The following is a 26,186-nucleotide window of genomic DNA, read 5'->3' as shown; positions in this document are numbered from 1 at the left end:
TCACGGTCACTTGCCGCAGAACACCGTCTTGAGGAGCTTGTTCAGCGCCTCCGGGAATTTCGCGTCGGCGGCGGTGGCCCCCGAGGTGACCGAGGCGGTCATCGTCTTGCTGCCGTCGGGCGTGCTGTACATCAGTGCGGCGTAGCCGTTGTTGCTGCCGTTGTGGCTGATGACGGTGCCCACGCAGCCCGGCCCCAGGTCCTGCACGAACTGTCCGAGACCGTAGCGGCCGAAGAGGCTTTCGCTCTTCGGGTGCGTTTTGCGCATCTCGGCCATCAGCCAGGCGGGGAGGAGCTTGCCGCTCTGCAGCGCCGAGAAGTACGTCTGGAGATCCTTGGTCGTCGAGATCATGTCCCCGGCGCTGGAGATCCACGACGGGTTCTGGTGGGTGACGTCGAGCGTCTTCTGCTGACCGGCGTCGTCATAGGTGTAGTAGGCGTGGGCGTACGGCTTGGGCATGCCCGACCAGCTGCCCGGCGACAAGGTGTCCCGCAGCCTCAGCGGCCGCAGGATCCGCCGGTCCAGTTCGTCGGCGAAGGAGTGGCCGGTGAGCGCTTCGACCAGCAGCCTGGCCACGACGTAGTTGGTGTTGGAGTAGTTCCAGCTCGCGCCCGGCTCGAACCGCGGCGGCTTGGACAGCGACAGCCGGACCAGCTCCTCCGGCTGGTAGGTGTGGAAGCGCTTGTCCACCCATTCCTGGCCGCTCCAGGGGATCCCCGGCTTGATCGACCCGTCCGGGAAGAGCTCGCCGGTGTGGTTGAACAGCCCGCTCGTGTGCTGCAGCAGCATGCGCACGGTGATCCGCCGGTCGAAGCCGAAACGGGGCAGGACACCCGCCACCGGGGTGTCGAGGCCGATCCTGCCCTCGGCCACCAGCTGCAGCACCAGGGTCGCGGTGAAGTTCTTCGAGGTGCTGCCGACCCGGAAGTGCCCGTCGGTCGACGGCTTCGCGGTCCCGCCCAGCTCGCGCACCCCGGCACTGCCGGTCCATTCGCCCCGCTCGTCGCGGACGCGCAGCTGCATCCCGGCGTACCCGTTGTCGACGAACTCCTGGACGGCCTGCCGCAGTTCCGGGCGGTCCTGTCCGGCGGAGGCCGCCGGGACGGCCACGCCTGTCAGCAGTGCGGCCGCCAGCACGGTGACGCCGGTCCGGCGGAAGGTCTTCAGTGACTTGGTCATGGCGACTACGTTCGCGGGTCGCGCTGACACGGGACGGCCATGGCGCTGACATGGGAGCCTCGATCATGGACGAGGTCAGGTTCGAGCAGGGTTTGGTACGCGCGTTGCTGCGGGAACAGCATCCGGATCTGGCGGAGCTGGAGCTCCGCGACGTCGAAGGCGGCTGGGACAGCCGGCAGTGGCGGCTCGGATCGGAGCTGGCCGTCCGCCTGCCGCGTTCCGAGCGCGCTCCGGGTCTGCTGCGCAGCGAGCAGAAATGGCTGCCCGTGCTGGCTCGCCGCCTGCCGTTGCCGACGCCGGTCCCGGTGCGCGTCGGCGAACCTTCGGCCCTGTTCGAGCACACCTGGACGATCACGCGCTGGGTCGACGGCGATCCGGCGGACCGCGCGCCGATCACCCACGCCGACGCGGCCGAGACGCTCGCGGGTTTCCTCAGGGCACTGCACCGGCAGGCGCCCGCGGACGCGCCGGTCAGCGCGACACGCGGCCTTCCCCTGGCTTCGCTGCTGGACGGGTTCACCGGTTCGCTGGAGGTCATCGCCGGCGAGGCGGGCGCCGATCGCGCCAGGGAGATCTGGGAGAAGGCCGTCGCCGCGCCCGCGTGGGACGGGGCGCCGCTCTGGCTGCACGGCGACCTGCACCCCGCGAACGTGATCGTGCGGCAAGGGACGCTCGTCGGGGTGATCGATTTCGGCGACATGTGCTCGGGCGACCCCGCGACAGACCTGTCCGCGGCCTGGATCCTGCTGCCCGAGGGCGCGGCGAGCCGGTTCTTCGACGCCTACGAGGTCGCGGACGACGCGACGATCGCGCGGGCCCGTGGCTGGGCCGTCCTGCGCGCGCTGAACCTGATCGCCATCGGGCGCAACGGCAGGCTCGGGCTCCCCGGGGGCAAGCCGACCTGGGAACCGGCGGGCCGGGCCGCGCTCGGGCGCGCGTCAGCGTGAGAGGCGGGCTTCGATGCCGTCGAGCAGGCAGTCGAGCCCGATCCGGAAGGTCTCGTCCGTGTCGAGGTGGACGGCGTCGCGCACCACCGTGGCCAGCGTCGGAAACTCGCCGGAGGCGAAGGCCCGCGTCAGATAGGGCCCGAATTCGGCCTGCCAGCGCTTCTCGTCCATCCCGGTGGCCCGCTCGGCCCGCCGTTCGGCGATCTCCCGCCGCACCGCGCCGATCGTGTAAGCGTTGACAGCGGCGACCACCGGCATGATCGCGTCGACGCCGAGGTCGTTCAGCTCGGCCATCACGGCCTCCGAACCGGCCATGGTCTGAGGTCCGAGCCGCGGACGGCCGCCCAGGAGGTCGGCGAGCCATTCGTGCTCCTGAACGGCGTGCCGCATGGCTTCGGCGAAGGACCGCAGCGTCTCCCGCCAGCCTTCCCCGGTGGGCCGGATCCCGGCGTGGGCGGCGTCGACCATCAGGTCGAGGAGCTCGTCCTTGCTGTCGATGTAGCCGTAGAGCCGCATCGGGCCGACGTCCAGCGCGGTCGCGATCTTGCGCAGCGACACCGCGTCCAGGCCGTCCGCGTCGGCCAGCCGGATCGCCGTCCCCACGATCAGCTCCCGGCTCAGCGGGGCCAGCGCCGGTCGACTCGGCGGCTCCGGCCTTTCCCACACCAACATGCCGATGACAATACAACGCATCGCGCGATACAGTGTATTGATCAATACGGTGTATCGAGAGAGTGGTAACCATGACCATCGCCATCATCGGAGCGGGCCTCGGCGGCCTGGCTCTCGCCAGGGTTCTGCACGTCAACGGCATCGAGTCCGTCGTCTACGAACGTGAAGCGTCGCGCGAAGCACGCGGCCAGGGCGGCATGCTCGACATCCACTCCGGCCAGCCGGCCCTGCGCGAGGCAGGCCTGATCGACCAGTTCTTCGCGATCGCTCGCGGCGAGGGCCAGGACATGAAGCTTCTCGAATCGGACGGCACCTTGCTGCTACAGGAGGACACGCCCGACGACGCTCCACTGGCCCGGCCCGAAGTCGACCGCGCCGACCTGCGTGACCTGCTGCTGGACGCCCTCCCCGAGGGCACGGTGCGCTGGGGGCACGCGTACGAATCCGCGGAAAACGGCGTGGTGCGCTTCGGCGACGGCAGCAGTGCGACGTACGACCTGCTGGTCGGCGCCGACGGCGCGAACTCCCGGGTCCGGGCGCTGCTCACCGACGTCCGTCCGGCGCATCTCGGCCAGAACGTCGTCGAGATCGGCATCCCCGACATCGACCGCACGCACCCCGGCCTCGCGGCGATGGTCGGCCGCGGCAACTACTGGGTGTTCGGCGACGGGCTGTCCATGGGGGCGCAGCGCAACGGCGACGGCCGCGTCCGCATCGGCATCGGCTTCTACAACACCGGTGAGGACTGGCTCGCGACCAGCGGGATCCCGTTCGACGACCCGGCCGCCGCCAAGGCGCGGCTGATCGAACTGCTCTCGGGCTGGGACTCGAAGTTCATCGCGCTGATCGAGGCCTGCGACGACACGGTCGTGCCGCGGTCTCTCTTCACCCTGCCGCTCGGCCTGACCTGGGATCCGGCGCCGGACGTCACGCTGCTCGGTGACGCCGCGCACCTGATGCCGCCGGTGGGCGAGGGGGCCAACATGGCCCTGCTCGACGGCGCCCGGCTCGCTCTGGCGCTGGCCGCGCACCCGGACGACTTCCCCACCGCCGTCAAGGAGTACGAACGCGAGATGTTCGAGCGCACCGGCGCCGCCGCCCGCATGTCCGCGCGCGTGCAGGAAATGCTGATGTCGCCGGACGCCGCCCGGAAGATGCTCGCGTTCTTCCAGCCGGACTGACGTTCCGCATAGCCGCGTCGGTCGGACCAGTGCGGGCCCGAACACACCGGGATCACATGGTGAGGACGAGTTTGCCCTGGAGGTGACCGCCGTCGAGCAGCCGGTGCGCGTCGGCGACCCGTTCGAACGGGAACGTCTCCTGCACGTGGACCCGCAGCCTGCCCTGCTCGACGAGTTCGACGAGACGGCTCAGGGCGATCGGATCGGGATCTACCGCGATGCCGCTCAAGCGCAGGCCGGCCGCCTCGAACTTGGCGGCGAGCCCCCGATCCTCCTCGGCGACCGCTGTCACCAGATGACCTCCGGGGCGGAGCACGTCGAGTGAACGCTCGGCGGTGTCGCCGCCGAGCGTGTCGAGCACCACGTCGATGTCGCGGACCGATTCCGTGAAGTCGACCGTCGTGTAGTCGATCACCTCGTCGGCGCCGAGTTCCCTCGACGAACTCCCGCTTGCTCCCGCCGGCGGTCGCGACCACATGCGCGCCGAGCGATTTCGCGATCTGGATCGCGACGTGGCCGACCCCGCCACCACCACCGTGGACCAGGACGCGGTCGCCCTCGGTCACGCCGCCGAGGTCGACGAGGCCCTGCCACGCTGTCAGCCCGACGACAGGCAACGCCGACGCCCCTGCAAACTTCCTGGGCTAGGGCGTGTTTCACAAGTCATGTTCGCGGTCTTCGCGCCCAGGTGGTCCCTGACGGCACGGGCGGACGCGGCCGAGTACGACCCGGTACGAGGCCGATCCGCCCGCACCGTCAGGAACCACCTGGATCACGAAGCCCATCGAACAGACTTGTGAAACTGTAGGGTCTCGCCGCCGATGACATGTCGATCTTTTTGACCTGCGGGTTTCAGATCTGTCTCATGAGGTGGCACCCAAGATCAGTCTCATTGTCGTGTCGTTCCTTCGGTAGGGCCTGCCCCAGGGTGGGTCCGGTGGCCGGCGCCAGTGTGTTGTCGCTGGCGGGTCGTCAGGCTCGTCCTGGGTAAGGAGAACTCGAGTCCGGGAGACTGGCATGGCGGTGGACGGCGGGCGGCGGCACGGCGCGGTGGTGGCTGTGGGCGCGTTGGTGTGCTCGGCGGTAATGCTCTATCTGGGTACCGGGCCGGCGCCGATTCCCGCGTTGACGTGGTTGGCGCCGCTGCCGGTGCTGTTGCTGGCGTCGCGGGTCAGCGGCCGGGTGGCGCTGGTCGTCGCGTTCACCGCCGCCGTGCTGGGCACCGCCAACAGTTGGTCGTATTTCCTCAGGTCGGACTCGATCCCGCTGCCGATGGTGCCCGTGATCGTCTTTGGCTTCTCCTTGCTGCTGATGCTTGCCGTTGCGCTGTTCCGGGCGTTGGTGGTGCGCGGCCGTCCGCTGACGGCGGCGTGCGCCGCGCCGGCTGTTTGGGTAGGTGGGCTGTATCTGTTGTCGTTGACCAGCCCGGTAGGTGTCGTGGGAACGCTTGCCACGACACAGGCTGATCTGCCGATCGTGATCCAGGCCGCCGCCGTGACAGGGTGGTGGGGGGTGGAATTCCTGGTACTGCTTGTGCCCTCCGCGGCCGCGGCGGTGCTCGCACCCGGGATCGCCACTGCGGCGCGGCTGCGCACCGGCGTCGTGGTGGCGCTGTTGCTGGTGGCCGCCTTGGGGTTCGGAGCGGCGCGGCAGCCGGACTCGACGGTGTCCAGGTGGCGTGTCGCCGCCATAGCCCAAACAGCCAACAAATGGGCGACCGACATCATTGGCCCTGCCGGAAAGGAAGTCATCCAGTCCTATGTGGATCAGATCGCGGCGCTGCCCGCCGGTGTCCGGCTGGTGGTGTTGCCGGAGGCGGTGTTCGCGGTTGACGAGGCAGCTATGGACGCTGTGCTGGCGCCGTTCCGGCAGGCCGCCGAGGCTAAGGGCGCTGATGTCGTGGTCGGCGCGATCGTGAGGTCGGCGCAGGGTGGCAAGTACAACACCGTGTTGGGCATTCCGGCTGGCGGCGGGCCTCCCGCGGTATTCCGCAAGTGGCACGTGGGCGGCTCTCCCAACACGCTACCGGGCGACAAGCTGGCGCAGCTACCCACCGGCGTAGGCCTGCTGAACTGCATGGACGTCAACTTCCCCGCGCCAAGCCGGGATTACGCGCTGGCCGGCACGTCCTTGGTGGCCGTCCCCGCCGACGACGAAGACGTCGACGGCTGGCAGCACAGCAGGACCGCGGTGTTGCGCGGCGTGGAGAACGGCGTGGCCGTCGCCTGGGCCGCCACCGACGGCAGAACCATCGTCGCCGACGCGTGGGGCAGAGTGCTCGCCGAGGACCGCACCGGCAGCAGGCCGTTCGCCGTAGCGATCGCGGACGTGCCCAGCGGCGTCAGCCCCACGTCCTACAGCCGGCTGGGCGACTGGTTCGCCTGGCTGTGCATGGCGATGGCGCTGGCCGCGACCGCATTCGCGATCCGCAGACCATTCCCCGGAGCCTCAGCACCAAGTGCATGAGCAGCGCCGTGGCCGCGGCGCTTGAACACGCCCTAGTCGTGCGTCAGGTCGACGAAGCGGCTGTAGTGCAGCTGGTGCGCGACGGTGATCGTCGCCGTCGGCCCGGCACGGTGCTTCGCGATGATCAGGTCCGCCTCGCCCGCCCGCGGGTCGTCCCGCTCCCAGGCGTCGGGTCGGTTGACCAGGATGACGAGGTCGGCGTCCTGCTCCAGCGAGCCGGACTCACGGAGGTCGGACAGCATCGGGCGCTTGTCGGTCCGTTGTTCGGGACCACGGTTCAGCTGGCTGATCGCGATCACCGGGACCTCGATCTCCTTCGCCAGCAGCTTCATCTGCCGCGAGAACTCCGAGACTTCCTGCTGCCGCGACTCGACACGCTTGCCCGAGCTCATCAGCTGCAGATAGTCGAGGACGACGAGCTTGAGGTCGTTGCGCTGCTTGAGCCGCCGGGCCTTCGCGCGGATCTCCATCATCGTCATGTTCGGCGAGTCGTCGACGAACAGCGGCGCTTCGGAGACCTCGCTCATCCGCCGCGCGAGCCGCGTCCAGTCGTCGTCGGACATCTTGCCACCGCGCATGTCCGCCAGCCGGATCCGAGCCTCGGCCGAGAGCATGCGCATGACGATCTCGGTCCTGCTCATTTCCAGCGAGAAGATTACGCTGGTCAGACCGTGTTTGATGGACGCCGAACGGGCGAAGTCCAGCCCGAGCGTCGAATTGTGGGTCGGGACCATCGACCGTCCGGCCAGATACAGATGGTCCGACGCGTCGACTTCCACGCAGCGCACCGGAACGGACGGCACGGGGCGGACGTCCACGATGTAGCGAAGGTGGGGGCGGACACGGACGTTGGTGAGCCGTTCCTTCTGCAGCAAGTGCTTGCGCTGCAGCCAGAACACCCGATCCTGGGTGGTGAAGCCGAGGATGTACGCCGTCGAGGTCTCCTCGCTGTGCCCCTTGACCTTCTTGGTCGTGAGAGCGCAGCGGTAGCCGAGGCTGATGATCAGTTCCCGGGTCTGTTCGGCGAGCACCTTGCTCGTCACGGCGAACTGGACCGCGCCGGAATGGTTGACGGTGCCGTCCGTGTCGAGCAGCCCGGCCAGCAACGCGCGGCGTTGTTCGACGGACGCACGCAGGTAGTCCACCGGGATGTGCTTGTCGCCGAGTACGCCCATCGTGCGAAGAATCGCCTGCACGCTGCCGTGTTCGTTGCGGCAGGTCTGGCAAAGGCGCATACCTGACGACGGGTGCCCGCAGTCGGGGCAGGTCGGCGCGGGCACCGGAGAACTCCGGAAACGCACCTTGCCGCCGCAGGAACGGCCGCACGTCCGTACTTGGGAGGGTTGGGGAACGAACGGTTCTCCGCATACCTCGCAACGCCGGTAGTCCACCGGGTCCGGGGGGACCAGCCGCAGCGTGTACGACAGTTCGCCGCGCCGTTCCACCAGAAGCCCGGCTTCCGCTTCCAGATAGCAGATGATCTCCGGATCCGCCGTGGTGAAGCGCGCACTGGCCGAGTGGCCGTCACCCAGCCAGGCTCCGAGCGCGTAGGGGTGAAGCGGGAGATCGCGTTCAGGCAACTGCAGCGGAGCCGTGGTCCCGACAGAGTGGTTGGCGCGCCGATCCGCGGTCTCGCATCGCAGGGCGGCCGCCAGCTCTTCCGTCGTCCGTACCTCCGGGCCGCTCGTCGAACGGCGGGACGCCCTCGTGTCGGTCAGCCATTGGTGTTCCGCGTCCGCGAGGATCACCGTGCCGTCCGAGAACTCGACTTCGTAGCAAGGCCTGCCGTCCATGACCTCGGTCGCGGCGACCACGGTCGTCGGTCGGCCGTTCGCACCGATCAGCCGGTCGCCGGGCTGGACTTCGCCCATGGTCGTCCAGCCGTCGGGGGTGGCCAGCGGGGTGTCGAGCGCGAGTGCCTTCCCGACACCGGGACGCGCCGCGACGATGATCATCTGCCCCGGGTGCAGGCCGTTGGTCAGATCGTCGAAGTCCGCGAACCCGGTCGGGATGCCCTGCGACTGCCCGCCGCGCGAAGCGATCGCGTCGATCTCGTCCATGGTCGGCTGGAGCAGTTCTTCCAGCGCGACGTAGTCCTCGGTGGTGCGCCGCTCGGTGACGTCGTAGATCGCGGCCTGCGCGCGGTCGACGACCTCGTCGATGTTCGCGCCGTCGGCCGCGGCCGCGCCGTAGCCGTACTGCACGATCCGCGTGCCCGCCTCGACCAGGCGCCGCAGCACCGCCTTCTCGGAGACGATCTCCGCGTAGTACCCGGCGTTCGCCGCCGTGGGCACCGTCGCGATCAGGGTGTGCAGGTACGGGGCGCCGCCGACTCGGCCGAGTTCGCCGCGGCGTTCCAGCTCGGCCGAGACGGTGATCGGGTCGGCGGGTTCGCCTCGCCCGTAGAGGTCGAGGATGACGTCGTAGATCGCCTGGTGCGCCGGACGGTAGAAGTCGTCGGGCCCGAGGGCCTCGATGACGTCGGCGACGGCGTCCTTCGACAGCAGCATGCCGCCGAGCACGGATTGCTCGGCCGCGATGTCCTGCGGCGGCTGACGGTCGTATTCGCCGCCGCGCGGACCGGGGTCGCTGGGACCCGGGTCGGACTCCGAGTACGCCGGATTACGGTCGTCGGTCAGCGCCACCGATGCTGCCACCTCCTCAAGACATCGAACACGCGTTCGATTATGCCAGATTTTCCCCGGTCGTCCCGCTCGCGCCCGTCCGCCCCTCCCGCGACTCTCGGCGCTCCCCTTTTGTTCACCTTCCGGGCCGGACGGACGCAACTGTGCGTACCGGCCCGGCGGGCACGGTAGGCCCCTCGAAAGGACCAGCGCAATTTCGCCTGGGGACCGCCCTGTGGATAACCTGGGGATGACTGCGGGCAACCCTTCACAGGTGGCCTATAGCCTGTGTACAACTTGTGGGCAACGGCGGGGTGGTCTGACAAAAGTGCTGGTCAGACCCTGTGGAGACACTGTGGAGAACTTAATTCAACTCTGTGCGGCGTGTCGAGCGAAACTCGTCGTTCGGCGTGTCGCACGGCAGCGCACAGGGGTGCCCTGTGGATGAATACCACGGAGAGTAGAGGGGTGACCCGACGGGCTGAACGGCTCGGAATTCAGGAGGCGAACAACCTGCCCTGTGCGCTCCGTAGTCGTTCTCCGAGAACTTGCTGGTCGGCGGGTGTGAAGGCGATCCTCGGCTCGCCACTCCCCGGTATCTCCTCGGTCAGCCACCGGCCCTCGGACGTATCGATGTAGTTCACCGGGCGTTCGATCCGCTGCCGCGCGCCGCTCCGGCCGCGGGCGGCGACGTACAGGCTGCCGCTCCCCAAACGGCGGAGCGTGAGGATGCGGCGAAGCTCGTCCGCCTCTTGGCTGCCGGCGCTCTGCCGCCCGCTGCGAAGCACCTCGAAGCCGTCGTCCTGCGCCGTCGACGACGAGCGCGGAGCCTCGATCTGACTCTTCGGGACGGCGACCGGACGCCCGCGTCCAGGCGCGAGCTTCGGGATCTGGTCGAGGAACTCGGTGAGCAGTTCTTCGGGCCGCACCGAGGCGAGCGCGACGCCGTCGTGCTCGCTGTGGCGGGCGAGCACGAAGCCTTCGCCGCCGGTGCTCCCCGCGAGCAGGGTGAAGCTCAGCGCCTTGCCGTCGAATCCGCCGTCGACCCAGCCGTAGTACTCCAGCGACGGTCTGGCGATCGCTTCGAGCGTCGCCTTGAATCCGGGGTGCAGGCCCCGCGGGCCGAACAGGCCCTGGCTCGCCAGCTCTTCGTTGGTCCGCTCGTCCTCGGCCCGCTGCGCGCCCTCGTCGTACCAGGTCGGGGTTTCCGACAGGATCGTGTGCGGCTCGCCGCCCCGGCGGCGGATCAGCGTGATGAGGGTGCCGGTCGTGATCGTGACCTGCTTGTCCAGCACCGGAACTGCCCCCTAGTCGTTCTTGTTCGTCCAGCCCGTGACAGGACAAGCCGGGCGCGGTACCAATCTTGGCACGCGCCCGGCCTGGCTGTAGGTACTACTCCCCGATCACCGGCGGAGCGGTGAGCTCGTCGGTTCCGAAGATGTCGTTGGGGTCGTCGCCGACGAGGAACTTGGAGCTGCGCTCCTCGTCTTCGCCGCCCTTGCCCTTGGCGCCACCGGCTCCCATACCGCCCATGCCGCCGCCCATCATCCCGCCCGCGCCGCGACCCGCTCCGGCACCGGCACCGGCGCCTGCCGCGCCGCCGCCCATACCGGCGCCGCCCATCGCACCCGCGTTGCCCGGCATGGCCGAGCCACTCCCGCTACCGGGGCCGAATCCGGCGCCACCACCGGGGCCGAAGCCGCCGTCCGGGCCGAAGCCGCCCGCACCGGGGATGTCGGCGCCGCCGAATCCGGCGCCACCGCCTCCGCCGCCACCCGGGCCGAAGCCGCCGGCGCCGGGGATCTTCGGCGGAGTGAAGCCGGATGCGTTCGTCCCGTCGTCCCAGGACGGCGGCTTGTAGTTGCTGCCGGGGAGGTTCGGGTTGTACTGCCCGCCGGGCAGGTTCGCGCCCGGCATGTTCGACCCGGGCAGGTTCGAACCAGGCAGGTTCGACCCGGGCAGGTTGCTGCCCGGCAGGTTCGCGCCGGGCATGTTCGCACCCGGGGAACCGATGCCCGGCATGTTCGAACCGGGGACGTTCGGCATCCCGCCGGGCGGCATCGAACCGGGTGGCGTCGAGATGCCCGGCATGCCGTTGTTCCCGTTGCGGTCGCCCTGGCCGCCGCCGTCCTTGTCCTTGTCGCCGCCACCGCCGTTGACGTCGACGTTCGACTTCTGCCCCTCCATCTTGTTGTAGGTGGGCAGGCCCTTGCCGTTCTCGGAACTGGCCTTGAAGTACTCGTTGAACGCGTCGACGTTCGCCTGACCCTTGGAGTTGTAGTCCCGGATCGAGCGGTCGGTGTCGGTGGTCCACGGCGTGATGGAGTTGAGCAGGTTGTTCTTGGGCGGGTCCTTCGGGACCTGCTGCACCTTCGCCTTCACCGTGGTGAACGCGGTGTTCTGCTCGCCGAGGTACTTGTCGGAGTCCACCAGCTTCTTGCCGGAGTCGTCCATCCACGTCCGCAGCGGATGCGCGCCGGACTGCTGCGCGGCTTCGGCGCTCTTACCGGTCCAGGCGGCGTCCATCTCCTTCGACAGGTTGTCGATGGTGGTCAGCCTGTCCTGGTAGCCGGCCTTGAGCCGGGTCGCCGCGGCCTGCCCCTCCTGGATCGACCCGGTCCCCGGACCGGTGACGATCTTCTCCCAGATGTTGTAGCAGTCGATCTTGCGATCGCCGCCCGACGCTTCGAAGTCGCCGGATTTCGTGGTCGCCAGGTTGTACGCCGAATACCCGGCGATGATCGGCAGCAGGAACATCGGTCAGCCCTCCTTCAACGTCTGGATCATCGCTTCCCCCACTTTGAGCGCGACCGGGCACGGATCGCTCGCGCCGGGCCCCCTGTCGTACTGCACCAGGATGTTCACGGACAGCTGGTCGGTCACGCCGACGAAGAGACCGCACTTGCCCTTCTTGCGGTGGTCGAGCGACGCGGCGTAGACCGCCGGGTAACCGCCGACCTCGGTCGGCTCGAAGTACTCGTTGTTGGCCTTCGTGTCGTAGACGTCGCTCAGGCCGTTCTTGTTCGCGATCACCGGGCTGATGTCGATCTGGTTCAGCTTTTCGTCGGCGGCGAAGAGCGAACAGCCAGGCCCGGCACTCGTGGTCCCGGGCTCACCTTCGCCGAGACCGAGCTCGGCTCGCTTCGCCGCGGAAAGCGCGGCGCAGGCGTCGCTCTCGATCGACGAGGTCTTCAGAGGATTCGACACCTTCGGCGCGGAGCCGGACGAGCCGTTCGCCGCACTCGTGGTGCCCGGGGAACCGGCCCCGGTCGTATAGGACGGCTCCGAAGAGGCGGTGCCGTTCTTGGTGCCCGAACAGCCGGCGACCAGCGCACCGGCCGCGACGAGGAGAACGAGGGAACGGCGCATCACACGGCCTTGTGCTTGTTCAGCGAGGCCTGCGTCTCGGCTTCGTTCGTGGCGATCTTCTGCTTCGCGGCTGTCAGCTGATCGATGTAGTTCTGGACGTAGTCCTGCATCTTCTGGTTCTGCTCCAGGAACGCCTTGCCCGACGGGTTGGCCAGCTTCTCCCAGTCGCCGCTCGCGAACTCCTTGCCCGGCGCCTTGACGTTCGCCATCAGGTTCGCGTCGCGGTAGTCCTTCTTGAGCTCGACCTGCAGGTCCGTCCACTTCTTGATGATGCCCTCGATCTTGTCCTTGTCGAAGGCGAACCCGCCGCCACCCCCGCCCGACGTCGACGAAGGCTTGTCCGGGTTGGCCGGTGCGGACACCGTGACCTTCTCCTGCCGGTTCCGCTCGGCGTTGCTGTCGTAAGCCATTGGTTCCAGATCCCCTTTTGAGTCCCCGTGCCTCGACGTCGAGTCTCGATAATGCCCTGATCCCCCGTCAAGCCTAAGACGTCGTCCGGCCGGGTGGGGTTCCGCGTAAAGCAAAGGGCGGGACGTCTCCGTGATGGAGACGTCCCGCCCTTTGTCGAAGCGGTGCTACTTGGCCTTGACCTCGAGCCGCACGTCGACGCGGACGTCGGGGTGCAGACGGGCGCCGACCGAGTGCTTGCCCACGGTCTTGATGTGGTCCTTCAGCTCGATGACGCGCTTGTCGAGCAGCGGGCCACCCGCGGCCTTGATCGCGTCCACGATCTCGCCGGTGGTGATCGAACCGAAGAGCTTCTTCGAGCCCTCGGCCGCCTTGCCGCTCAGCTGGATGGCGCCGAGGCCCTCCAGCGTCGCCTTGATCTCCTTGGCGTGGTCGAGGTCGCGGATGCGACGGCTCTCCTGCGCCCGCTTGATCGTGCGCACGTTCTTCTCCGCGCCCTTGGTGGCCACGATCGCGTAGCCACGGGGGAGCAGGTAGTTACGCGCGTAGCCGTCCTTGACCTCGACGATGTCGCCGGGCCCACCGAGGTTGGCGACGTCGGTGGTGAGAATGATCTTCGCCATTGACGTGCCTCCTTAGCGTGCGGTCGAGGTGTAGGGCAGCAGCGCCATTTCGCGGGAGTTCTTGACCGCGATGGCGATGTCACGCTGGTGCTGGCTGCAGTTGCCGGTCACCCGACGGGCGCGGATCTTCCCGCGGTCGGAGATGTACTTCCGAAGCAGGTTGGTGTCCTTGTAGTCGATGTTCTCCGGGCGGCCCTTCTTCTCGGCCTTGCAGAACACGCAGACCTTCTTCTTGGGCTTGCGGATGGGTGGCTTGGCCACGGTTTTACTCCTGAATTCCTACGTAGTGGTTGTGTCGAGGCGACTCGCGGGCCGAAGCCCGCGGTGGAGCGCCTGGCTAGAAGGGCGGCTCGTCGGAGAAGCCGCCGCCACCGCCGCCGCCACCGGCGGGCGGAGCGGAGCCCCACGGGTCGTCGGCGGGCGGGCCGCTCTGGCCACCACCGCCGCCTCCACCGAAGCCGCCGCCTCCACCGCCACCGGTGCCACGGCTGACCTTGTTCACCTTGGCGGTGGCGTAACGCAGCGAGGGGCCGATTTCATCGACCTCGAGCTCGACAACGGTGCGCTTCTCGCCTTCCTTGGTCTCGAAAGACCGCTGCTTGAGGCGCCCCTGCACGACGACTCGCGCGCCACGGGTCAGCGACTCGGCGACGTTCTCGGCCGCCTGACGCCAGATGTTGCAGCGCAGGAACAGGGCCTCGCCGTCCTTCCACTCACCGGACTGCTTGTCCAGCGTGCGCGGGGTGGACGCGACAGTGAAGTTCGCGACCGCCGCACCGGAAGGGGTGAAGCGAAGCTCCGGGTCGGACGTGAGGTTGCCGATCACCGTGATGACGGTGTCTCCAGCCATCGGGAAAGTCCTTCGGCTCAGGCCTTGGCGGCGACGGCAGCGGCGCGCTTGATCTCGCGGCGCATGACCTTGGTGCGGAGCACGGTCTCCTGCAGCGAGAGCTGACGGTCCAGCTCCTTCACCGCTTCGAAGCTGGAGTTCAGGTCGAGGAGCGCGTAGATGCCCTCGGCGTGCTTCTTGATCTCGTAGGAGAGCCGGCGACGGCCCCAGACGTCGACCTTCTCGACGCTTCCGCCCGAAGTGCGGATGACGTTGAGGAAAGTGTCCAGCGTGGGGGCGACCGTGCGCTCGTCGAGCGTGGGGTCAAGGATGACCATTACCTCGTAATGGCGTGACACAACCACTCACCTCCTATGGGCTCGCGGCCACGGACTGTCCGTGGCAGGAGGGTTTGTCCAGGTAAGCGTACCTGGGGGCGTTCGGCGCCTTCGCCTCAGGTCAGGCGACGCGGCGCAGGACCCAGGTGCGGACCAGCGCGGCGGTCACGCCGGCGAGCACGAGCACCGCGAGCAGCATCGGCAGCTGGACGTCGCCGCCGGGCATGCCGTCGGTCGCGAGCGCTTCGGCGTTGCCCGCGTTGCGGACGTCGGGGCCCTGTCCGGCCTGGCCGTCGGTGCCGTACTGCGGGGCGCCCTCACCGGGGAGCGGGCTGTTGGCCGGGTAACGCACGCCCGGCGCCACCGCGACACCCGGCTGCGCGACCGGCAGGTTGCCGTACTCGCGCGGCGGGGCGTAGCCGGTGCCGTTGCTGCCGCCGGGCAGCAGGTTCCCGTTCGAGGGAGCGCCGTTCGCGGCTCCGCCGGTGCCGCCCTGCTGCGGGGCGGTCGTTCCCGGGTTCGGCAGCGTGGGAGCGACGTAGTTCGTCGCGACCGTGGTCAGGCCGCAGCTGCCGGTGACCTTGTGCTCGATGGAGTCCAGCGTCTTGTCCGGGTTCAGGCCGAGACCCCAGGACTTGGTCTCCTTGACCGCCTGTCGCACGGCCGCGCCGATGGCCTTCGCCTCGACCGTGCCGCCCGCCGACTGCGGGACCGTGCCGATGTCGATCTTGTTGACCTTGGCGATGTCGTTCGCGGCGACGTCGTAGAGGGCCAGCGTGCCCGCTTCCTTCGCGCCCGCCCGCACCAGTTCCTTGACCGAGGAGCCGGTGATCGCGACGGTGTCGCCCATCCCGCCGTTGACGGTGCCGTTGCACGCGTTCGCCAGCGTGGTGGCCGCCGAGGCGGTGCCCGCCGTCAGGAGCGCGCCACCGGTGACCATGGTCGCGAGTGCGGTGACGGTGAGCGCCTTGCGGGTGGTCTGCCAGATGGTGGTCTTCCGCACGAGCGCGATCCTCCGGGTCGGTGGGGGCGTGAGGCAGTGCGTCTGGTTTTCACCAGCGGGAAAGCACTACCAACGGGGATAACGAGGGAGTGACCAAGAAGATACTGGAGGACTGGGAGCGAAGCTCCTCCGTTGAGGTGGTGGCGGGGGCATGGATGGAGGTAGGACTAACTTGTAGCGGCCATTCGGCGGAGGACCCAGGTGCGGACCAGGCCCGCACTGACTCCGGAGAGTGCCAAGACGGCGATCAGCAGCGGCAGTTTCCCGTCCTGAGTGAATCCGTCGCTCACACTAGGTAGCGCTTCGGCCTGTCCCGCGTTTTGGACGTCCGGATCGACGGCGGTTTTTTCACCCTCGGCGGCGATGCCGAACTGCGGTGCGTAACCCGGGATCTGCCCGCCGTACCGGATACCGGGCGACGGGCTGAAGAGACCGGCCGTCGCCATCGGGATGGAGCTGTAGTCGCGCATCGGGGCGTAGCCCGTGCTGATGCCCCACGGCAGGCCGCCGAAGTTCGGGGTGAACGTGCCGGGCAGCAGCGGGCTGTTCGCCGCCGGGATCCCGCCGCCCGCGGGCGTACCGCCCTGCGCCGGGGTGCCGCCGGGGCCGCCCGTCTGCGGACCGCCGCTGCCGGGCGTGCCAGGAGCGGGTTTTCCGGGCTGGGGTTGAGTGCCCGGGGCGGGCTTGCCGCCGCCGGTGAGTGCTTGGGTGGTGCCGGTGACGGCGCCGTTCAGCGCCTCCGCGGCGGGTGCGCCGATGACCGGGACCGGCGCGACGACGGCGTTCACCACGGTCACCGTCACCCTGCAGACCGTGCCGAGCAGCGCGTTGATCGTGCCCGTGAGCACTCCGGAAATCGGGCCTGCCTGGCCGAGGTCGAGCGGGATGCCGAGCAGCGGCGTCTTGCCGAGGATCTTGTCGCCGGGTTTCGCGCTCACCGATCCGCCGCAGGTGGCGGTCTTGGTCTCGGCGGCGGCGGCCGTGCCGGGCAGGGCGAGGGCGGCCGAGCCCGCGAGAATGAAGGCCGAAGCACCCAGGGCTGTCGCCCTCCGTGTCCGTTCGCGCATGCCTTCGACTCCTCCGTCGTCGGGGTCACCTACCTGCCCAACGACGCTAATGGAGACAAGTAACGCCCGCTCACTCGAAGAGGTCAGGCATTCGAGTGGAAGCGGGCGTCACTGACGGTGAAGATCAGGCGGCGGGTTTGCCCCGCAGCCAGGCGCGGACCAGAGCCGCGGCGACGACGGCCAGCGCCAGCACCGCGAGCAGCAGCGGCAGCTTGGCCGGGGTGATCGGCGCCTGGACGGCCTGCGCGTTGCCGGTGTCCTTCTCGTCGACGGTGGGCGGCGGGACCTCGCCGGGGATGATCTCGGTGATCACCGGTGCCTGGACGAAGTTGCCGGGAAGCAGCGCCGCGTTGCTGATGACGCCGGCGATCGAGTCGCCGCCGATGCCGGTGGAGGAACCCTGGCCGGTCTCGACCGGGAGTTCACTGCCCGGACCGCCGGGCTGGCCCGGCCCCGGCTTCGGAGGCTGGGGCTTCGGGGGCTCGGGCTGGGGCGGCTTCGGGCTCGGCGGGTCCACGATCGGCGGGACGTCCTTGGTGACGCCTTGCGTCAGGTTGCCGACCGCGTTCACCGCGCCCTGCGCGGGCGTGCAGAGACCCTTCGCGGCGAGATCGCCGACCGCGTTGTCGGTCAGGCCTGTCGTCTTGACCAAGTCGCCGACCGGCAGCGAAAGCAGCGGCTTCCGGCCCTCGGCGGTCTTGGCCTTCGAGTCCAAACCGACCGTCAGTGCCTCGGGCGAGTTCAGCGGGGCGCCCGCGTCGAGAACGAGGCCGTTGGCGGACTTCCCGTTCTGCAGCGTGGCGTCACATTCGCCGGAAAGGGTCGGATTCGGGCCCTCGGCGGCCATCGCGGTCATCGGGAAAGCGAGTCCGGCCGTGACCGAAAACGCGAATCCCCAAGCCGTGATCCGCCCGGCAGTCTTCCCCATCGAGTTCGTCCTCCGCCCCTCAAGACCCAACGCGGTTTTAACGGAACGCGCTCACGCTACCCCACGAGCGTGACCATCCGGTCCGCGCAGGGGAGAAATCGGCGCAGGTAAGTTGCCAGTATGAAAATCGGTGCCCATGTCCGCGACGACGATCCCCTCTCCGCGGTCGCCGAACGCGAAGCCGAGGTCCTCCAGTTCTTCCTTTCCGACCCGCAGGGCTGGAAGGCTCCCAAACCCCACCCGCACGGCGAAGCGATCAAAGAGTCGCCGGTCGAGGTGTTCATCCATTCGCCGTACTTGATCAACGTGGCGTCGATGAACAACCGCATCCGGATCCCGTCGCGGAAGAACGTCACGCAACACGCGAACGGCGCGGCCGAAATCGGCGCGAAAGGGCTCGTCGTGCACGGCGGTCACGTCGGTTCCGCGGAAGACGTCGAAGAAGGTCTCGTCAACTGGCGCAAGCTTTTCGAGCGCGAACAGGAAAAGGGCGGCTTCGCCGTGCCGATCCTGATCGAGAACACCGCGGGCGGCGACAGCGCGATGACCCGCGACCTCGAAACGATCGCCCGGCTCTGGGACAAGGTCGGCGAATTCGGCGCGGGCTTCTGTTTCGACACCTGCCACGCGTACGCGGCGGGCTGGGACCTGACCGAGGCGGTCAAGAAGGTCAAGGCCATCACCGGCCGGATCGACCTGGTGCACCTCAACAACTCACGCGACGAGTTCGGCTCCACACGGGACAGGCACGCCAACGTCGTCGGCGGCGACGGCACGATCGACCCCGAGGTGCTGGCCGCCGTCGCGGCCGAGGCGGGCGCGCCCGTGATCGTCGAGACCCCGGCCGACGGCCAGGCCGCGGACATCGCCTACCTCCGCGAGCGGATCGCCTCCGCCTGAGGTCGGCGGGGGTCGTGAGTGGCAAGTCGCGTTCTAACGCCATTCGCCACTCACGACCGACCGGACCCGCGATCAACCGCAGCCGTGCTACTCGGGCGGGAGATCGTTCCCTCTCCAGCGGGAGGGCCGGGCACGCCGATCGCGAAAGGCTCGACCCCGACCGGGAAACACCCGGTACCGAAGGGGAAAGTCATGACCATCAAGGCAAAGATCACCGCGGTCGCCGTACTCGCCGTCGCCGCGGCAACGCTGGGGGCGACGCAGGCGAACGCGGCGCCGGCGCCGGGGGCGGCCGTTATCGGGTCGGCGGGTGGACCGCTGACGTTCCCAGGCTACGACAACGACCCGGTCCGGTTCGATTTCGCCGCGTTCGGCGAACCCGGCAAGTCCTCGGGCCGGTTCCACGTGAATCACGTGACCAAGGACGGCAAGCTCGTCGCCGACTTCGAGGGCAAGGTCGACTGCGTCTCGCGAGCCGGAAACCTCGCCATCTTGACCGGCGTGATCGAACGCGCCGACATCCCGGGCCTCCCGATCACCGTCGTCGGCCGCAGGGTCGGCTTCTCGGTCCAGGACGTGCCGCGTGGTCACGACCGGCTCGGCTGGAGCTGGGCCTACGGCGGCATCGAGCACGACGTCCTGCCGTGCACGGGCCCGGTTCCGTTCTTCGAGACGAGCACGGGCGGCTACATCGTCCGCTGAATCGGCTTGACCCTCACGCCACGGGAGGGTCGAACCTGATCCGCATGAAGAATCGGACCGTGTACCGGGCGCAGGACGGCGAGCACGTCGGCTACGTCGTCCCCGCGCCGGAAACCCGTTGGCAGGCACTGACCGTTTTCGGCTACCCGCTCGGCGGGCCCGCCGCCTTCGACGACTCCGTCGCGTTGCTGGAGGCCGAAGGGCTGGCCGTCCTCGCCGACCGCTGGTCGGTCAAGCACGGCGAGGGCTGGGTCACCTGCCGCCTCGTCGAAACCTCGCCCGAAGCGGTCGTCGTCCAGATCAACGACTTCGGCGCCGAGGACTTCGGCAAGCGGATCAGGCTGGAGCGTCCTGGGCCCGAGGTGCTGAAACGCGCTTAGAGTCGGGGGCGCCGTCGAGGAATCCGCCCACCGGATCGTCGTCCCCGGCGAGGCGGACCGGGTCTGTGCGCGGCTGGTAGATGTCGCGGATCACCAGCGCGCACAGGCCCAGCACCGCGAGGTCGCGGACGACGACGGTGCCGAGGAACCAGTCCTCGGGCAGGCCCTTGTGGTCGACGCCGAGGTAGTACATCATCCGCGGCGCCCAGACCAGCGCGTCGATGATCATCCAGCCGAGCAGCAGCCGCCAGCGCGGGATCGCGAGCACAGCCAGCGGCACCAGCCACAGCGAGTACTGCGGGCTCCACACCTTGTTCGTCAGCAGGAACGCGGCCACCACGAGGAACGCCAGCTGCCCGAGCCGCGGACGGCGCGGCGCCTTCAGCGTGATGTACCCGATGCCGGCGCAGGCGGCGAGGAACAGCACCGCGACGACGAAGTTGAGCACGGCAGGTGTCTGGCCCGCGGCGAGTTTCCCGTCGAAACCGGCCCAGCCGGACAAGTGGGCGATCACGTTGTAGAGCGAGTCCGGGTCCATCGGGCGCACGGTGTTGAGCCGGAAGAACTCCCACCAGCCGGTCGGCGCCGCGAGCGCGAACGGGACGTTGACCACCACGAACGTCGCCACGGCGAGGCCGGCGGTGAGCGCCCACTGTTTGACCTTGCCCGCGCGCAGGCACAGGAAGAACAGCGGGATGAGCAGCAGCAGCGGATACAGCTTCGCCGCGGCGCCGAGGCCGAGCAGGAACCCCGCGACCTCGGGCCGCCGCCGGGACCAGGCGAGCAGCGCGGTCGCGGTGAACGCGGTCGCGATGGCGTCGAAGTTGGTGAACACGTGTACCAGTGCCAGCGGCGCGATCGCCACCAGGACGGCGTCCCACGGACGGCGTTTCAGCGATCGGCCGGTCGCCCACACCGTGACGAGCCAGGCCAGCGCGAGCCAGAGCGCCGAGATGTTGAAGTAGACGGCGACCGGGAGCGCGCCGGGCAGCCAGCCCGATTCCGCGACCGAGAGCCAGGCTTCGGCGAGCTTCGCGTTGATCCACTGGAACAGCCCTGTCGCGACCGGGTACTCCATGTACCGCGTGGTCTCCTTCGCCGTTCCCTCGTCCTCGGTCCACGAAGTCACGTACGGGAAGGTGTCCGGATTGTTCAGCCGCTCGGAACTGTAGAGCGGGATGATGTCCGAGTAGCACATCGCGACGAACGGGCGGCCCGCCCGCCAGTCGAGCTGATGCGTCCCGGAATCGTCGGTGTACTCCTGGATGCAGGACGCCTTGCCGAACCACGAGAGCAGCAGCGCGAGACAGGCCAGCAGCAGCCCGACCCGCTGCGGTGACCAGAACCAGTGCCGTCCCACGGCCGCGTGTTCGCCGAGCGGTCCGCCGATCGGCCGGGAGGCCGCGGCCACGAGGGGTTCGTTCCAGCTCGGGATGACCCGCTCGCCGGGGGTGAGGGAGAGCGGAGCCTCGGGCTGGGTCGTCTGGTCGGACACGTGGCGGATGTTAGCGCCTATCCGGGTGACCACCCGGTGATATCGCCGCTGTCGTAGAACCCGGCGAGTACCTCGGCCGCCGCGCCGAACGCGACGACGTCGTCGCCCATCTCGTCGAGATCGACCTGGATCCGTTGCCAGTGCGGCAAAGGCAGCAGTTCCCGCAGCCGCGCGGCGACCGTGTCGCGGTACACCTCGGGCTCCGCGCGCACCGAACGCCCGGTCAGTACGACACGCTCGAGGTCGAGGACCTGGACGAGGTCGGCGAGCCCGATCCCCAGCAGACCGGCCGCCTCTTCGGTGGTCGCGGCCGCGTTGTGCAGCACCTCGACGCAGCCGCGGCGCCCGCACGCGCAGCGCGGCCCGTCGAAGGCGAGCGTCGTATGCCCGAATTCGCCCGCGTTGGTCCTCGGTCCGCGGTACAGCCTGCCGTCGATCAGCAGGCCGACGCCGATCCCGGTGCCGACGAGCACGACGGCGGTGGCGGCCTGGTCGCCCTCCGGCCAGTGCTGGGCGAAGGCGGCGGCGTTGGTGTTCTTGTCGAGCCGCACGGGTAGCCCGGTGCGTTTCGCGAGCAGGTCGCGCAGGGGGACGTGGTGCCAGCCCGGCATGTTCGTGGCGTCCCGGACCACCCCCAGGCGGTGGTCGAGCGGGCCGACGGAGCCGACGCCGAGGCCGAGCACTCGTTCTCGCTCGACGCCGTCTAGCAGCGCTTCGGTCGCCTCGCCGATGGCGGAAACGGCCTGGTCGGGGGTGAATCCCGGGGTCAGCGGCCCGCCTTGCGACGCGATGACCTTCCCGGTCAGGTCGGTCATGAGTACCCGGAAGGAGTCCCTGTCGAGCTGGGCGCCGAGCGCGTGCCGGGCACTCGCGCGCACGCGCAGCAGCGTGCGCGGCTTGCCGACCCCGGACGCGGGCTGGCGTTCTTCGTCCAGCAGGCCGGCTTCGAGCAGTTCGGGGACGATCTTCGAGACGGCCTGCTGGGTGAGCCGGGTGCGTTCGGCGAGTTCGACGCGGCTGAGGCCGCCCGCGCGCAGGATGTGCGTGAGCAGCAGCGTTCGGTTGTGCTGGCGCAGCCCGCGCAGATTGACCCCGGTCTCCGGCATAGCGCGCATCCTGCCATGACTGGCTGATTACGCAACACTGTTGTTTAATGGGGTATGGCTGACTTGCGAGTGGGGATCTTCGGATACGGCACCGGCGGGCGCGTCTTCCACGCCCCGCTGGTCGACGCGACGCCGGGGCTGACCCCGGCCGCGATCGTCACCTCGAACCCGGACCGGGTCGGGCAGGCCAGCGCCGACTATCCGGCCGCCGACGTGCTGCCGGACGCGGACGCGTTGTTCGCGAAGGCGGGCGAGCTGGATCTGGTCGTCATCAGCACGCCGAACCGCACGCACGTCCCTCTCGCGCTCCGCGCGATCGAGGCGGGCCTGCCCGTCGTCGTCGACAAGCCCTTCGCGCCGACGGCGGACGAAGCAGCGAAGGTCGTCGAGGCCGCGAAGGCCAAGGGCGTCGGCCTGACGGTGTTCCAGAACCGCCGGTTCGACTCGGACTTCCTCACCGTCCGGAAGCTCCTCGACGCGGGACGCCTCGGCGACGTCTTCCGCTTCGAGTCCCGCTACGACCGTTGGGTGCCGAAGCCGCGGGACAACTGGCGTGAATTCGGCGACCCCGCCGAGGCCGGCGGGCTGCTCTACGACCTCGGCGCGCACATCGTCGACCAGGCGCTTCAGCTGTTCGGCCCGGTCTCCGAGGTCTACGCGGAGGTCGACAAGCGCCGCGCCGGGGTGTCCGTCGACGATGACGTCTTCGTCGCCCTCCAGCACACCAACGGCGTGCGCTCGCACCTGTGGGCGTCCGCGCTCGCGGGGACCCGGAACCCGCGGTTCCGCGTGCTCGGCGACAAGGCGACGTTCACGAAGTACGGCCTCGACGTCCAGGAGCCCCAGATCAAGGACGGGCTGCGCCCCGGCGATCCCGGCTGGGCCGTGGAACCGCCGTCGGACGCCGGCGTCCTCGGCGTGAACGACGACGTCGAGACCGTGCCCACCGAGGTCGGCCGCTACGAGGACTTCTACGGGCAGGTGCGCGACGCGCTCCTCGGCAAGGGCGACTTCCCGGTCGATCCCGCCTCCGCCGTCGAAGCGCTCCGGGTCATCGAGGCCGCTCACCTCGCCGGTTCCGAACGGCGCGTCGTCACCCTCTAGCCCCAAGTACATGAAGGCCCCCTTCCTTGCGTCTAGCGCAAGGAAGGGGGCCTTCATGTACTTGGACGGAGCTAGCCGTTGTCGCCTCTGCCCCCGCCACCTCGGCCGGGGCCGTTACCGCCCTCTTCGCCGTTGTTCTCACTGGACGACGGCGGGTTCTTCGAGCTCGACGGCGGATTCTCTTCGTTCCGCGAGGACGACGGGGCGGTCGACGGGCCGGTGGACGGCGTGCCGGTCTCGCCCGGGTCGTCGTTCTCCTCCGGCGGGGTCTGCGTCGACGGGATGGTGTTGTTGTCGTCCCCGCCGATGATCTTGACCTTGTCGAAGCGCTCCCCCGACTTGCCGTTCAGGTACAGCGAAAGGAACTTCTGCCAGATCGGCCCGGCGATCGTCGAACCGAAGATCGCCTTGCCGTTCTTGCCCTTCAGCGCCTTGTCGCCGTCACCGCCGACCCACACCGCCGCCGAGATCGACGGCGTGTAGCCGACCATCCAGGTCTGCGAGTTGGAGTCCTTCGCCGAATTGGGCTCGCCCGATCGGTAGGTGTGCTGCTGGGTTCCCGTCTTGCCCGCGCACTCGTGGCCGTTGGGGCACTTGAGTTTCGAGAACGGGATGACACCCTTGAGCGCCTCGGTGACGTTGCCCGCGATCTGCTTGCTCTTGTCGGAGTCGTCGGCGAACGCCGACTTCGCCTCCTCGGGAGCGGAGTACGCGGCTTCGTCCTGCGAGTTGGTCACCTTGACGATGAAGTGCTTGTCCCGTCGCTGGCCTTCGCCCGCGAAAGTCGCGTACGCGGCGGCCATGTCCTCCGGGGTGACGGCCGTCTTGCCACCGCCGAGCGCGATGTTGTTGTCGCCGAACAGTTCGGAGGTGCCGTCGGGGGCGGGTTTGACCCCGGCGTCCTTGGCGGCCTGCGCCACCGGCCCCGGCTTGGTCACGTTCACGACCATGTCGTAGAACACCGTGTTCGCCGACCGCTGCATCGCCTCGGACACCGTGCACTGCGCCGAACACGAGCTGCCGGGACCGGCGTTCCGGATCGTCTGCTTGCCGAACTGCCGGTTGTTGGACCCGTCGAACGTCGAGTTGATGCCGCCCTTGCCCATCTGCATGTACGCGGTGAGGTCGAACGGCTTCATCGAAGAGCCGGGGTTCTGTGGCGTGTTCGCCCAGTCACGGCCCTTCTGGTCTTGGCCGTTGGGCCCCTTCACGAGGGTCGGGCCGCCGTAATACGCCTTCACACCGCCGGTCTTGGGGTCGACCGCGACGAGCGCGTTGAGCAGGTTCTCGTCGGTCTGGCCCTTCATCCCGTCGGCGATCGCCTGCTCGGCCGCGGCCTGCGCCTTCGGGTCGATGGTCGTGTAGACCTTGTAGCCACGCGTGTAATAGACGTCGTCGGTGATGCCGTTCGCGGCCAGTTCTTCCTTGACCTTGTCGCGGATGAACGGGTTCACCACCCCGGCCTGCTGCTTGTCGGTCTGCGGCACCGGCGTCGGGAACTGCAGGTTCGCGCGGTCCGCGGCGGACAGGAACTTGTTCTCCACCATGCGGTTCAGCGCGACCGTCCAGCGGTCGTTCGCGACCTTCGGGTTCTCCGAACGGCCCGGCTGCTGGATGAGCCCCGCGAGCAGCGCCGCCTCGGAGGCGTTCAGCTCGCCGGCCGGCTTGGCGAAGAACGCCTGCGCGGCCGATTCGATCCCGTACGCGCCACGACCGAAGTAGATGATGTTCAGGTACGCCGAGATGATGTCCTTCTTCTCGTACGTCTGGTTCATCTTGAACGACTTGGCGAGCTCGGTCCATTTACGGGTGAGCGACGATTCGTCGTCCCCGCTGGCGACCTTGATGTACTGCTGGGAGATGGTCGAACCACCGCCCTTGCCCGCGGTCACCTGGTTGTAGACCGCGCGCAGGATGCCGCCGATGTCGAACCCGGAGTTCGTCTCGAAGGAGGCGTCCTCGGTGGCGATCACGGCCTTCTTGACGATGTCCGGGATCTGCTCCGGCGTCAGGATCTGCCGGTTGCCGCCCTTGGGGACGTCCTTGCCCATCTCGGTGTTGTCGGCGTAGTAGTAGGTCACCGCCTGGCCCTGCGTGGCCGCGATGGCCTGCGGCGACGGGACGTCGACGGCGAAGTAGGTGATCACGAACGCGATCGCCGGGATCACCACGAAGAGGCAGAACAAGGCCAGCAGCACCCGCCGGACCCGCCGCCAGCGGCGCTTCTTGCGCTGCGCCGGGGTGAGGATCGGCTTCCCGTTCTCGTCGGTCTCCGGGGCGTACTGCTCGTCTTCGTACGGCTCTTCATAGCGATCGTCGTAGCCGCGGTCAGTGGTGCCGTTGTGCTCGTGATGCGTGATGAGGTCCGGCTCGTGCTGCGGCGCGACCGGCGGTCGCTGCGAACGTCGCGGTGGTGGCGGCTGCCCCTGCTGGGGCGCCCCCTGTCGTTGCCACGGTGCCTGCCCTGGGCCCTGCTGGCCGGGACCCTGTCGCTGCCCGTATCCCGGAGGCGGTCCTCCGGCGGGGCGGCGGGGCGGTCCGGCCGGGCGTTGCGGACGACGGGCGGGGTCAGGGTCCTGACCTGGCCATCCGCCGTGGGGATCGTCGTTCACTGGGACGTCCTCCGAACCTTCCGTCGGTGAGCGCGGTCCTGCGGTCGCAGGTCTCCTTTGTATAAGACGTATCGGATCGGTTCAGGTTCACCGACGCGACGAAAAAGGACTCTAGGGCGGCGGACGGCGAGCGCCCGGCATGACGAACAGTGACAACGGGCTCGCTCCTTGTCGTGCCGATCTTGCCGGACGCGCGAAAAAGGGTGTGCCGGCCATCGCCCGGCACACCCTCTCTCAGCCGTTTCGCTCGGTC

The 26,186-nt window shown here is 68.9% G+C and carries 24 protein-coding genes and 1 pseudogene; 7 read left to right on the top strand and 18 right to left on the bottom strand.

Annotated features, from left to right (window positions below):
* Positions 1 to 6 precede the first annotated feature (6 nt).
* The gene (locus tag ACZ6YV_RS03685; protein ID WP_465508145.1) at positions 7 to 1,179 is read right to left on the bottom strand and encodes a serine hydrolase domain-containing protein; all 1,173 of its coding nucleotides are present in this window, start codon (positions 1,177 to 1,179) and stop codon (positions 7 to 9) included.
* Between the two features lie 65 nt (positions 1,180 to 1,244).
* Here ACZ6YV_RS03685 and ACZ6YV_RS03680 point away from each other — a divergent pair, with 65 nt between their 5' ends.
* The gene (locus tag ACZ6YV_RS03680) at positions 1,245 to 2,126 is read left to right on the top strand and encodes an aminoglycoside phosphotransferase family protein (protein ID WP_465508144.1); all 882 of its coding nucleotides are present in this window, start codon (positions 1,245 to 1,247) and stop codon (positions 2,124 to 2,126) included.
* On the opposite strand, the gene ACZ6YV_RS03675 is transcribed toward ACZ6YV_RS03680, so the two are convergent.
* Complete coding sequence (locus ACZ6YV_RS03675; RefSeq protein ID WP_465508143.1) at positions 2,118 to 2,798, bottom strand: TetR/AcrR family transcriptional regulator; 681 nt, start codon at positions 2,796 to 2,798, stop codon at positions 2,118 to 2,120. The genes ACZ6YV_RS03680 and ACZ6YV_RS03675 overlap by 9 nt on opposite strands.
* A 71-nt stretch (positions 2,799 to 2,869) precedes the next feature.
* Here ACZ6YV_RS03675 and ACZ6YV_RS03670 point away from each other — a divergent pair, with 71 nt between their 5' ends.
* Positions 2,870 to 3,979: an FAD-dependent oxidoreductase gene (locus tag ACZ6YV_RS03670; RefSeq protein WP_465508142.1), complete on the top strand. Its 1,110-nt coding sequence runs from the start codon at positions 2,870 to 2,872 to the stop codon at positions 3,977 to 3,979.
* Positions 3,980 to 4,031: 52 nt separating this feature from the next.
* Here ACZ6YV_RS03670 and ACZ6YV_RS03665 read toward each other — a convergent pair.
* Positions 4,032 to 4,605, bottom strand: a pseudogene (locus tag ACZ6YV_RS03665) (NADP-dependent oxidoreductase); the annotation flags it as partial.
* Positions 4,606 to 4,996: 391 nt separating this feature from the next.
* Here ACZ6YV_RS03665 and ACZ6YV_RS03660 point away from each other — a divergent pair.
* Positions 4,997 to 6,445: a nitrilase-related carbon-nitrogen hydrolase gene (locus ACZ6YV_RS03660; RefSeq protein ID WP_465508141.1), complete on the top strand. Its 1,449-nt coding sequence runs from the start codon at positions 4,997 to 4,999 to the stop codon at positions 6,443 to 6,445.
* A gap of 32 nt (positions 6,446 to 6,477) precedes the next feature.
* Here ACZ6YV_RS03660 and dnaB read toward each other — a convergent pair whose 3' ends face one another.
* The 12 genes from dnaB to ACZ6YV_RS03600 form a co-directional block, all read right to left on the bottom strand.
* Positions 6,478 to 9,090: a replicative DNA helicase gene (gene dnaB / locus ACZ6YV_RS03655; protein WP_465508529.1), complete on the bottom strand. Its 2,613-nt coding sequence runs from the start codon at positions 9,088 to 9,090 to the stop codon at positions 6,478 to 6,480.
* Positions 9,091 to 9,566: 476 nt separating this feature from the next.
* Positions 9,567 to 10,364, bottom strand: a complete 798-nt coding sequence (locus ACZ6YV_RS03650; RefSeq protein WP_465508140.1) for an ESX secretion-associated protein EspG — start codon at positions 10,362 to 10,364, stop codon at positions 9,567 to 9,569.
* 97 nt (positions 10,365 to 10,461) lie between these two features.
* Positions 10,462 to 11,826: a PPE domain-containing protein gene (locus tag ACZ6YV_RS03645; RefSeq protein WP_465508139.1), complete on the bottom strand. Its 1,365-nt coding sequence runs from the start codon at positions 11,824 to 11,826 to the stop codon at positions 10,462 to 10,464.
* A gap of 3 nt (positions 11,827 to 11,829) precedes the next feature.
* Positions 11,830 to 12,438: a DUF3558 domain-containing protein gene (locus ACZ6YV_RS03640; RefSeq protein WP_465508138.1), complete on the bottom strand. Its 609-nt coding sequence runs from the start codon at positions 12,436 to 12,438 to the stop codon at positions 11,830 to 11,832.
* A complete protein-coding gene (locus ACZ6YV_RS03635) occupies positions 12,438 to 12,848 on the bottom strand; it encodes a hypothetical protein (RefSeq protein ID WP_378238996.1) in 411 nt (136 codons plus the stop codon). Before ACZ6YV_RS03635 ends, ACZ6YV_RS03640 begins: the two co-directional genes overlap by 1 nt.
* Positions 12,849 to 13,013: 165 nt before the next feature.
* On the bottom strand, positions 13,014 to 13,469 hold the full coding sequence (gene rplI, locus ACZ6YV_RS03630; RefSeq protein ID WP_020632570.1) for a 50S ribosomal protein L9: 456 nt from the start codon (positions 13,467 to 13,469) through the stop codon (positions 13,014 to 13,016).
* A 12-nt stretch (positions 13,470 to 13,481) separates the two neighbouring features.
* The gene (gene rpsR / locus ACZ6YV_RS03625) at positions 13,482 to 13,730 is read right to left on the bottom strand and encodes a 30S ribosomal protein S18 (RefSeq protein WP_005168122.1); all 249 of its coding nucleotides are present in this window, start codon (positions 13,728 to 13,730) and stop codon (positions 13,482 to 13,484) included.
* Positions 13,731 to 13,806: 76 nt separating this feature from the next.
* Entirely contained in the window at positions 13,807 to 14,319 is a 513-nt protein-coding gene (locus ACZ6YV_RS03620; protein WP_101611516.1) for a single-stranded DNA-binding protein, read from the bottom strand.
* A 17-nt stretch (positions 14,320 to 14,336) separates the two neighbouring features.
* Positions 14,337 to 14,657 carry a 30S ribosomal protein S6 gene (rpsF, locus tag ACZ6YV_RS03615; protein WP_174720483.1) on the bottom strand — a complete coding sequence of 107 codons (321 nt, stop codon included), beginning with the start codon at positions 14,655 to 14,657 and terminating at the stop codon, positions 14,337 to 14,339.
* Between the two features lie 100 nt (positions 14,658 to 14,757).
* Complete coding sequence (locus tag ACZ6YV_RS03610) at positions 14,758 to 15,639, bottom strand: hypothetical protein (RefSeq protein ID WP_465508137.1); 882 nt, start codon at positions 15,637 to 15,639, stop codon at positions 14,758 to 14,760.
* Between the two features lie 167 nt (positions 15,640 to 15,806).
* Positions 15,807 to 16,706 carry a hypothetical protein gene (locus tag ACZ6YV_RS03605; protein WP_465508136.1) on the bottom strand — a complete coding sequence of 300 codons (900 nt, stop codon included), beginning with the start codon at positions 16,704 to 16,706 and terminating at the stop codon, positions 15,807 to 15,809.
* A 124-nt stretch (positions 16,707 to 16,830) separates the two neighbouring features.
* Positions 16,831 to 17,634, bottom strand: a complete 804-nt coding sequence (locus ACZ6YV_RS03600) for a hypothetical protein (protein WP_465508135.1) — start codon at positions 17,632 to 17,634, stop codon at positions 16,831 to 16,833.
* Positions 17,635 to 17,754: 120 nt separating this feature from the next.
* Between ACZ6YV_RS03600 and ACZ6YV_RS03595 the strand changes: the two genes are divergently transcribed.
* The 3 genes from ACZ6YV_RS03595 to ACZ6YV_RS03585 all read left to right on the top strand — a co-directional run bounded on the left by ACZ6YV_RS03595 (position 17,755) and on the right by ACZ6YV_RS03585 (position 19,616).
* A complete protein-coding gene (locus ACZ6YV_RS03595) occupies positions 17,755 to 18,534 on the top strand; it encodes a deoxyribonuclease IV (protein WP_465508134.1) in 780 nt (259 codons plus the stop codon).
* Positions 18,535 to 18,726: 192 nt separating this feature from the next.
* On the top strand, positions 18,727 to 19,236 hold the full coding sequence (locus ACZ6YV_RS03590; RefSeq protein ID WP_465508133.1) for a hypothetical protein: 510 nt from the start codon (positions 18,727 to 18,729) through the stop codon (positions 19,234 to 19,236).
* A gap of 44 nt (positions 19,237 to 19,280) precedes the next feature.
* Positions 19,281 to 19,616 (top strand): hypothetical protein, encoded by a 336-nt coding sequence (locus tag ACZ6YV_RS03585; protein WP_465508132.1) that lies wholly within the window; start codon positions 19,281 to 19,283, stop codon positions 19,614 to 19,616.
* On the opposite strand, the gene ACZ6YV_RS03580 is transcribed toward ACZ6YV_RS03585, so the two are convergent.
* Positions 19,573 to 21,111 (bottom strand): glycosyltransferase family 87 protein, encoded by a 1,539-nt coding sequence (locus ACZ6YV_RS03580; RefSeq protein ID WP_465508131.1) that lies wholly within the window; start codon positions 21,109 to 21,111, stop codon positions 19,573 to 19,575. The two genes, ACZ6YV_RS03585 and ACZ6YV_RS03580, sit on opposite strands and share 44 nt — an antisense overlap.
* A 17-nt stretch (positions 21,112 to 21,128) precedes the next feature.
* Positions 21,129 to 22,217: an ROK family transcriptional regulator gene (locus tag ACZ6YV_RS03575; RefSeq protein WP_465508130.1), complete on the bottom strand. Its 1,089-nt coding sequence runs from the start codon at positions 22,215 to 22,217 to the stop codon at positions 21,129 to 21,131.
* 69 nt (positions 22,218 to 22,286) lie between these two features.
* On the opposite strand from ACZ6YV_RS03575, the gene ACZ6YV_RS03570 reads away from it, so the two are divergent.
* Positions 22,287 to 23,321: a Gfo/Idh/MocA family oxidoreductase gene (locus tag ACZ6YV_RS03570; protein ID WP_465508528.1), complete on the top strand. Its 1,035-nt coding sequence runs from the start codon at positions 22,287 to 22,289 to the stop codon at positions 23,319 to 23,321.
* Positions 23,322 to 23,392: 71 nt separating this feature from the next.
* On the opposite strand, the gene ACZ6YV_RS03565 is transcribed toward ACZ6YV_RS03570, so the two are convergent.
* A complete protein-coding gene (locus ACZ6YV_RS03565; RefSeq protein ID WP_465508129.1) occupies positions 23,393 to 25,933 on the bottom strand; it encodes a transglycosylase domain-containing protein in 2,541 nt (846 codons plus the stop codon).
* Positions 25,934 to 26,186: the final 253 nt, after the last annotated feature.

The organism is Amycolatopsis sp. NPDC102522 (assembly GCF_055584485.1).
The sequence above is the reverse complement of the archived record's forward strand: the minus strand, read 5'-3'. Positions and strand labels throughout refer to the sequence as shown.

Bases quoted from the DNA above. Each gene is read 5' to 3' on its own strand.
- ACZ6YV_RS03670 (WP_465508142.1), top strand. From the start codon at position 2,870: ATGACCATCGCCATCATCGGAGCGGGCCTCGGCGGCCTGGCTCTCGCC.
- ACZ6YV_RS03590 (WP_465508133.1), top strand. From the start codon at position 18,727: ATGACCATCAAGGCAAAGATCACCGCGGTCGCCGTACTCGCCGTCGCC.
- ACZ6YV_RS03635 (WP_378238996.1), bottom strand. From the start codon at position 12,848: ATGGCTTACGACAGCAACGCCGAGCGGAACCGGCAGGAGAAGGTCACG.
- ACZ6YV_RS03675 (WP_465508143.1), bottom strand. From the start codon at position 2,798: ATGTTGGTGTGGGAAAGGCCGGAGCCGCCGAGTCGACCGGCGCTGGCC.
- ACZ6YV_RS03600 (WP_465508135.1), bottom strand. From the start codon at position 17,634: ATGGGGAAGACTGCCGGGCGGATCACGGCTTGGGGATTCGCGTTTTCG.
- rplI (WP_020632570.1), bottom strand. From the start codon at position 13,469: ATGGCGAAGATCATTCTCACCACCGACGTCGCCAACCTCGGTGGGCCC.
- ACZ6YV_RS03575 (WP_465508130.1), bottom strand. From the start codon at position 22,217: ATGCCGGAGACCGGGGTCAATCTGCGCGGGCTGCGCCAGCACAACCGA.
- ACZ6YV_RS03660 (WP_465508141.1), top strand. From the start codon at position 4,997: ATGGCGGTGGACGGCGGGCGGCGGCACGGCGCGGTGGTGGCTGTGGGC.
- ACZ6YV_RS03605 (WP_465508136.1), bottom strand. From the start codon at position 16,706: ATGCGCGAACGGACACGGAGGGCGACAGCCCTGGGTGCTTCGGCCTTC.
- ACZ6YV_RS03595 (WP_465508134.1), top strand. From the start codon at position 17,755: ATGAAAATCGGTGCCCATGTCCGCGACGACGATCCCCTCTCCGCGGTC.
- ACZ6YV_RS03640 (WP_465508138.1), bottom strand. From the start codon at position 12,438: ATGCGCCGTTCCCTCGTTCTCCTCGTCGCGGCCGGTGCGCTGGTCGCC.
- ACZ6YV_RS03680 (WP_465508144.1), top strand. From the start codon at position 1,245: ATGGACGAGGTCAGGTTCGAGCAGGGTTTGGTACGCGCGTTGCTGCGG.
- ACZ6YV_RS03620 (WP_101611516.1), bottom strand. From the start codon at position 14,319: ATGGCTGGAGACACCGTCATCACGGTGATCGGCAACCTCACGTCCGAC.
- ACZ6YV_RS03685 (WP_465508145.1), bottom strand. From the start codon at position 1,179: ATGACCAAGTCACTGAAGACCTTCCGCCGGACCGGCGTCACCGTGCTG.
- ACZ6YV_RS03645 (WP_465508139.1), bottom strand. From the start codon at position 11,826: ATGTTCCTGCTGCCGATCATCGCCGGGTATTCGGCGTACAACCTGGCG.
- ACZ6YV_RS03585 (WP_465508132.1), top strand. From the start codon at position 19,281: ATGAAGAATCGGACCGTGTACCGGGCGCAGGACGGCGAGCACGTCGGC.